We start from the raw sequence: 4,547 nt of genomic DNA, 5'->3' as shown, positions 1-4,547 counted from the left end.
CCCGGCCCGCTGCATGCGGTCGACGGTGTGGGTCACCCGGCTGCGGGAGTGGGCCAGCGCGTCGGCGAGCTGGGCCATCCGCAGCGACCGCCCGGGACGCTCGGAGAGCCGGACCAGGATCTCGTACTCGGTCAGGGAGATGTTGAACTCCCGCCGCAGGTCGTCGTCGAGGCGGTCCATGAGAAGGGTCGTGCCGACCACGAGGGCGCGCCACGAGCGCTGCTGGTCCTCGTCGAGCCACTGTGGCGCGCGGGCTGCGGGGGACATGCGGCGTTCTCCTTGTGCGGTGTCAGGTGACGAGACCGTGCCCGTCGGCCTCGACCCTAACCATGGCGGTCCGGCCTCGCAGCCGAACCGCCCGGGCAGGACTCAGCCGATGCGCTCGAGGATCAGGGCCATGCCCTGGCCGCCCCCGACGCACATGGTGATGAGGCCGGTGCTCTTGTCGTGCCAGTCCAGGGAGTTGATCATCGTGTTCTGGAGACGGGCACCGGTCATGCCGAACGGGTGGCCCACCGCGATCGCGCCGCCGTTGACGTTGAGGCGGTCGATGTCGATGCCGAGGTCCTGGTACGACGGGACGACCTGGGCGGCGAACGCCTCGTTGATCTCGACCAGGTCGATGTCGCCGATGCTCATGTTGGCGTGGGCCAGGGCGCGCCGGGTCGCCTCCACGGGGCCGAGGCCCATGATCTCGGGGGACAGGCCCGAGACGCCGGTGGAGACGATCCGCGCGAGCGGGGTGAGTCCGAGCTCGGCGGCGCGGGTGTCGGACATCACGACCACCGCCGCGGCGCCGTCGTTGAGGGCGCAGCAGTTGCCGGCCGTGACCACGCCGTCGGGACGGAAGACCGGCTTGAGGTCCTTGATCGCGTCGTAGGTGACGCCCGCCCGCGGGCCGTCGTCGGTGGACACCACGGTGCCGTCGGGGGTGGTGACGGGGGTGATCTCACGGGCCCAGAAGCCGTCGTTGATGGCCTTCTCGGCGAGGTTCTGCGAGCGGACCCCGAACTCGTCGAGCTCCTGGCGCGACAGGCCGCGCAAGCGGGCGACGTTCTCGGCCGTCTGGCCCATGGCGATGTAGGCGTCGGGGAGCTGGCCGTCCTCGCGGGGGTCGTGCCAGTCCACGCCGCCCTCGGCGGTCTTCGCGGTCCGCGACTGGGCGTCGTCGAAGAGCGGATTGACGGTGTGGGGGATGTGGTCCGAGGTGCCCTTGGCGAACCGCGACACCGTCTCGACACCGGCGGAGATGAAGACGTCGCCCTCGCCCGCCTTGATGGCGTGGAAGGCCATCCGGGTGGTCTGCACCGAGGAGGCGCAGTAGCGCGTGATGGTCGCGCCGGGGACGTCGTCCATGCCGTTGAGGACGTTGACGACCCGGCCCATGTTGTTGCCGCTCTCGCCGCCGGGCAGGCCGCAGCCGAGGTAGAGGTCATCGACGGTGTGGGGGTCGAGGCCGGGGATCTTGTCCAGCGCGGCCCGCACGATCAGGGCGCTGAGGTCGTCGGGCCGGAAGTCCACGAGGGACCCCTTGTTGGCGCGGCCGATGGGGGAACGCGCTACGGAAACGATCACTGCCTCAGGCATGGGAACTCCGGATCTCGGGGACGGTCGGGTGTCGCGTGGCTCACCCTAGACGGGCACGGCATCCGGCTGGAACGCGTTCTCGTGTGGCCTGGGTCATGTGGGCGTGGGCGGCTCGACCAGTGACCCGAGGAGCAGCTCCAGGCTCGAGCGCAGGAACGCCGGCCGCTGCCGGGCTGGCCGCTGCAGGGCGGCGAGGAGCACCCCGTCGAGGGCGGCCACGATGGTGGCGGCGTGCGTGGCGTCGTCGGGACGACCGCCGGCCCCGAGCGTCCGGCGTACGAGCTCGACCAGCTGGGCCCGCCACGAGGTCATCGCCACGGCCAGCTCCGCGTCGCGGGTGGCCGCGAGGGTCAGCTCGAGCCGCGCCAGCACCAGGTCGGGGTGGGAGAGCCAGCGGCCGAAGAGCGCGCCGGTCTCGCGGACCGCCTGGTCGACGCCGTGGTCGCCGCCCGCCAGGGTCTCGGACAGGTCGGCCACGTCCTGGACAAGCCGGTCCGAGACATGCTCGGCCACGGCCTGCTGGAGCGCCGCGCGACTGCGGAAGTAGGCCGACGAGCTGCCCTCGGGCAGCCCGGCCTCCCGGTCGATGCCGCGATGGGTCAGCCCCTTCAGCCCATGACCGGCCAGCACGACGACGGCGGCGTCGAGGATCTCGCGGCGTCGGGGCGACTGGGGCGTGGGCAACGGACCTCCTGGGGGTGAGCGACGACACTACCGGCGCGTTTGTGGTCCTCGCAGACCCGGCGTAGGCTCTACAAACGTAGAGATTCTACAGATGTAGAAAGGACTTGCCATGACCTTCCAGCTGCTCCCCGACCTCGCCCCGTTCGTCACCGCGTTCTTCGTCGTGGCCGCCRTGGCCCTGGTCGCCACCGTCGCCGTCGCCACCGACTTCCTCGTGGTCAACCACCGTGCGCGCATCGCCCGCTCCGAGTCGATCGGCACCTACTACGGCCAGCTGCACTTCGCGCACTGATCGACCCTGCTGATCGACCCTGCTGATCCAGCGGGCGGCACCGCGCGCGACCCGGCGCCCGACTCTGCGACCATCGAGTCGTGCGCCATCGCTACGAGTGCCCCCTCCGCTGGGCCGACCTCGACGTCCTGGGCCATGTGAACAACGTGGTGTACGTCGACTACCTGCAGGAGGCGCGGGTCGACATGCTGCGCCTGCATGCCCCCGACGCGCGGGCCGACGACCTGGCCGAGGGCGTCGTGGTGGTGCGCCACGAGGTCGCGTACCTCGCCCCGCTGACCTTCCGCTTCCGACCGGTCAGCATCGAGTGCTGGGTCACCGAGGTCCGCGCGGCGAGCTTCACGATGGCCTACGAGATCTTCGACGAGGACGCGGACGGCGTCCGCACGACGTACGTCCGGGCCAGCACCGTCCTGACGCCGTACGTCTTCGCCATCGAGCGCCCGCGACGGCTCAGCCCCGAGGAGAAGGACGTGCTCGCGCCGTTCCTCGAGGACGGCGGCCCGGCAGGGCCGCGCCTTCGCCAGGTGCAGTCCTGGGAGCCGGGGCACTGGCCCCTCCACGTGCGCTTCTCTGACGTCGACGTCTACGGGCACGTCAACAACGTGAAGTACCTCGAGTACCTCCAGGAGTCGCGCATCCCGCTGATGCGCGACCTGGTCGAGCACATGCCCGGTGCGGGCGAGACCCGCGTCGTGGTGGCCCAGACCGACGTCGACTACAAGGTCCCGATCCTCTTCCGTCCCGAGCCGTACGACGTGTGGTCGCGCGTCACCCATGTCGGCACGCGTTCCTTCACCATCGAGTCCGAGATCCGCGACGGCGACCTGGTGCTGTCCCGGGCGCGGGTGGTGCTGGTCTGCTTCGACCCGGTCGCCGGGCGCTCGGTCGATCTCGGCCCGGAGCGCCGCGCAGCGATGCTGGCCGCGCTGGAGGCCTGAGCGGCTCGCCGACGGCGGGCCTCACTCCAGGGTGTTGACCATGAACTGCGCGGCGTGGGTGACGTAGTCCCAGAACCGGGCGTCCTGCTCGGCGGGCAGGGACGCCTTGTCGAGGCCGGCCCGGAAGTGCACCAACCAGCGCTCGGCCGCGAGCGGGGTCACCGCGAAGGGCGCGTGCCGCATCCGCAGCCGGGGATGCCCGCGCGTGTCGGAGTAGGTCGTCGGCCCGCCCCAGTACTGGACCAGGAACAGCGCGAAGCGGTCCTCGGCGGGACCGAGGTCCTCCTCCGGGTAGAGCGGGCGCAGCACCTCGTCGGTCGCCACCCCCTCGTAGAAGGTGTGCACGATCTGGCGGATCGTCTCCTCGCCGCCGATCTCGTCGTAGAAGGTGCTCACCGGGCCATTGTGCCGAGCGAGGGGTGAGACGACCGCATCGGGAGGCGAGGGTGGGCGTGGAAGACTCCGGACGACCCGTGTCCCCGACGCAACAGGAGCACAGCATGTCCACGACCCGCACTGCGACCACCCACTGGGAGGGCACCCTCTTCGAGGGCGCCGGCAAGGTCACCCTGGAGTCCTCCGGGATCGGCACCTACGACGTGTCGTGGCCCTCCCGCGCCGAGGAGGCCAACGGCAAGACCAGCCCCGAGGAGCTGATCGCTGCCGCCCACTCGTCGTGCTTCTCGATGGCCTTCTCCAACGGCCTGGCCAAGAACGACACACCCGCGAGCGCGCTCGACACCCAGGCCGCGGTCGACTTCACCCCCGGCACCGGGATCACCGGCATCACGCTCACGGTGCGCGGCGTCGTCGAGGGCATCGACGACGAGACGTTCGTGAGGCTCGCCGAGGAGGCCAAGGCCGGCTGCCCGGTCTCCCAGGCGCTCTCGGCCGTCCCGATCACGCTGGACGCCGCGCTCTCCTGATCCGGACGGGCCCGGCCGGCACGTCAGGCCGGGCCCTCCGCGCGGGCGGGCCCGCGCGCCGGCGGCGCGTCGTCGACGTCGGTGGCCGGCGCCTCGGGCTTCTCGTCCGCGTGCCGC

General features: G+C 71.4%; 7 protein-coding genes. 3 read left to right on the top strand and 4 right to left on the bottom strand.

Annotated features, from left to right (window positions below; translation table 11 throughout):
* The 3 genes from ACXJKL_RS15285 to ACXJKL_RS15275 form a co-directional block, all read right to left on the bottom strand.
* Nucleotides 1-267 (bottom strand): MarR family transcriptional regulator (locus tag ACXJKL_RS15285; protein WP_457207891.1); only part of this gene is annotated, 267 nt, incomplete at its 3' end.
* A 102-nt stretch (nt 268-369) separates the two neighbouring features.
* A complete protein-coding gene (locus ACXJKL_RS15280; RefSeq protein ID WP_457207890.1) occupies nt 370-1,587 on the bottom strand; it encodes an acetyl-CoA C-acetyltransferase in 1,218 nt (405 codons plus the stop codon).
* A gap of 93 nt (nt 1,588-1,680) precedes the next feature.
* On the bottom strand, nt 1,681-2,271 hold the full coding sequence (locus tag ACXJKL_RS15275) for a TetR/AcrR family transcriptional regulator (RefSeq protein ID WP_457207889.1): 591 nt from the start codon (nt 2,269-2,271) through the stop codon (nt 1,681-1,683).
* A 109-nt stretch (nt 2,272-2,380) separates the two neighbouring features.
* Between ACXJKL_RS15275 and ACXJKL_RS15270 the strand changes: the two genes are divergently transcribed.
* Both ACXJKL_RS15270 and ACXJKL_RS15265 read left to right on the top strand, forming a co-directional pair.
* On the top strand, nt 2,381-2,563 hold the full coding sequence (locus ACXJKL_RS15270) for a hypothetical protein (protein ID WP_457207888.1): 183 nt from the start codon (nt 2,381-2,383) through the stop codon (nt 2,561-2,563).
* 80 nt (nt 2,564-2,643) lie between these two features.
* Nucleotides 2,644-3,504 carry an acyl-CoA thioesterase gene (locus ACXJKL_RS15265; RefSeq protein ID WP_457207887.1) on the top strand — a complete coding sequence of 287 codons (861 nt, stop codon included), beginning with the start codon at nt 2,644-2,646 and terminating at the stop codon, nt 3,502-3,504.
* Between the two features lie 21 nt (nt 3,505-3,525).
* Here the strand turns inward: ACXJKL_RS15265 and ACXJKL_RS15260 are convergent, their stop codons facing one another.
* The gene (locus tag ACXJKL_RS15260) at nt 3,526-3,900 is read right to left on the bottom strand and encodes a globin (protein WP_457207886.1); all 375 of its coding nucleotides are present in this window, start codon (nt 3,898-3,900) and stop codon (nt 3,526-3,528) included.
* A 104-nt stretch (nt 3,901-4,004) separates the two neighbouring features.
* On the opposite strand from ACXJKL_RS15260, the gene ACXJKL_RS15255 reads away from it, so the two are divergent.
* Complete coding sequence (locus tag ACXJKL_RS15255) at nt 4,005-4,430, top strand: OsmC family protein (RefSeq protein WP_457207885.1); 426 nt, start codon at nt 4,005-4,007, stop codon at nt 4,428-4,430.
* Nucleotides 4,431-4,547: the final 117 nt, after the last annotated feature.

Source organism: Nocardioides sp. P5_C9_2 (assembly GCF_054049555.1).
Note: the sequence above shows the minus strand (reverse complement) of the source record. Positions and strands in the feature narration are given on the sequence as shown.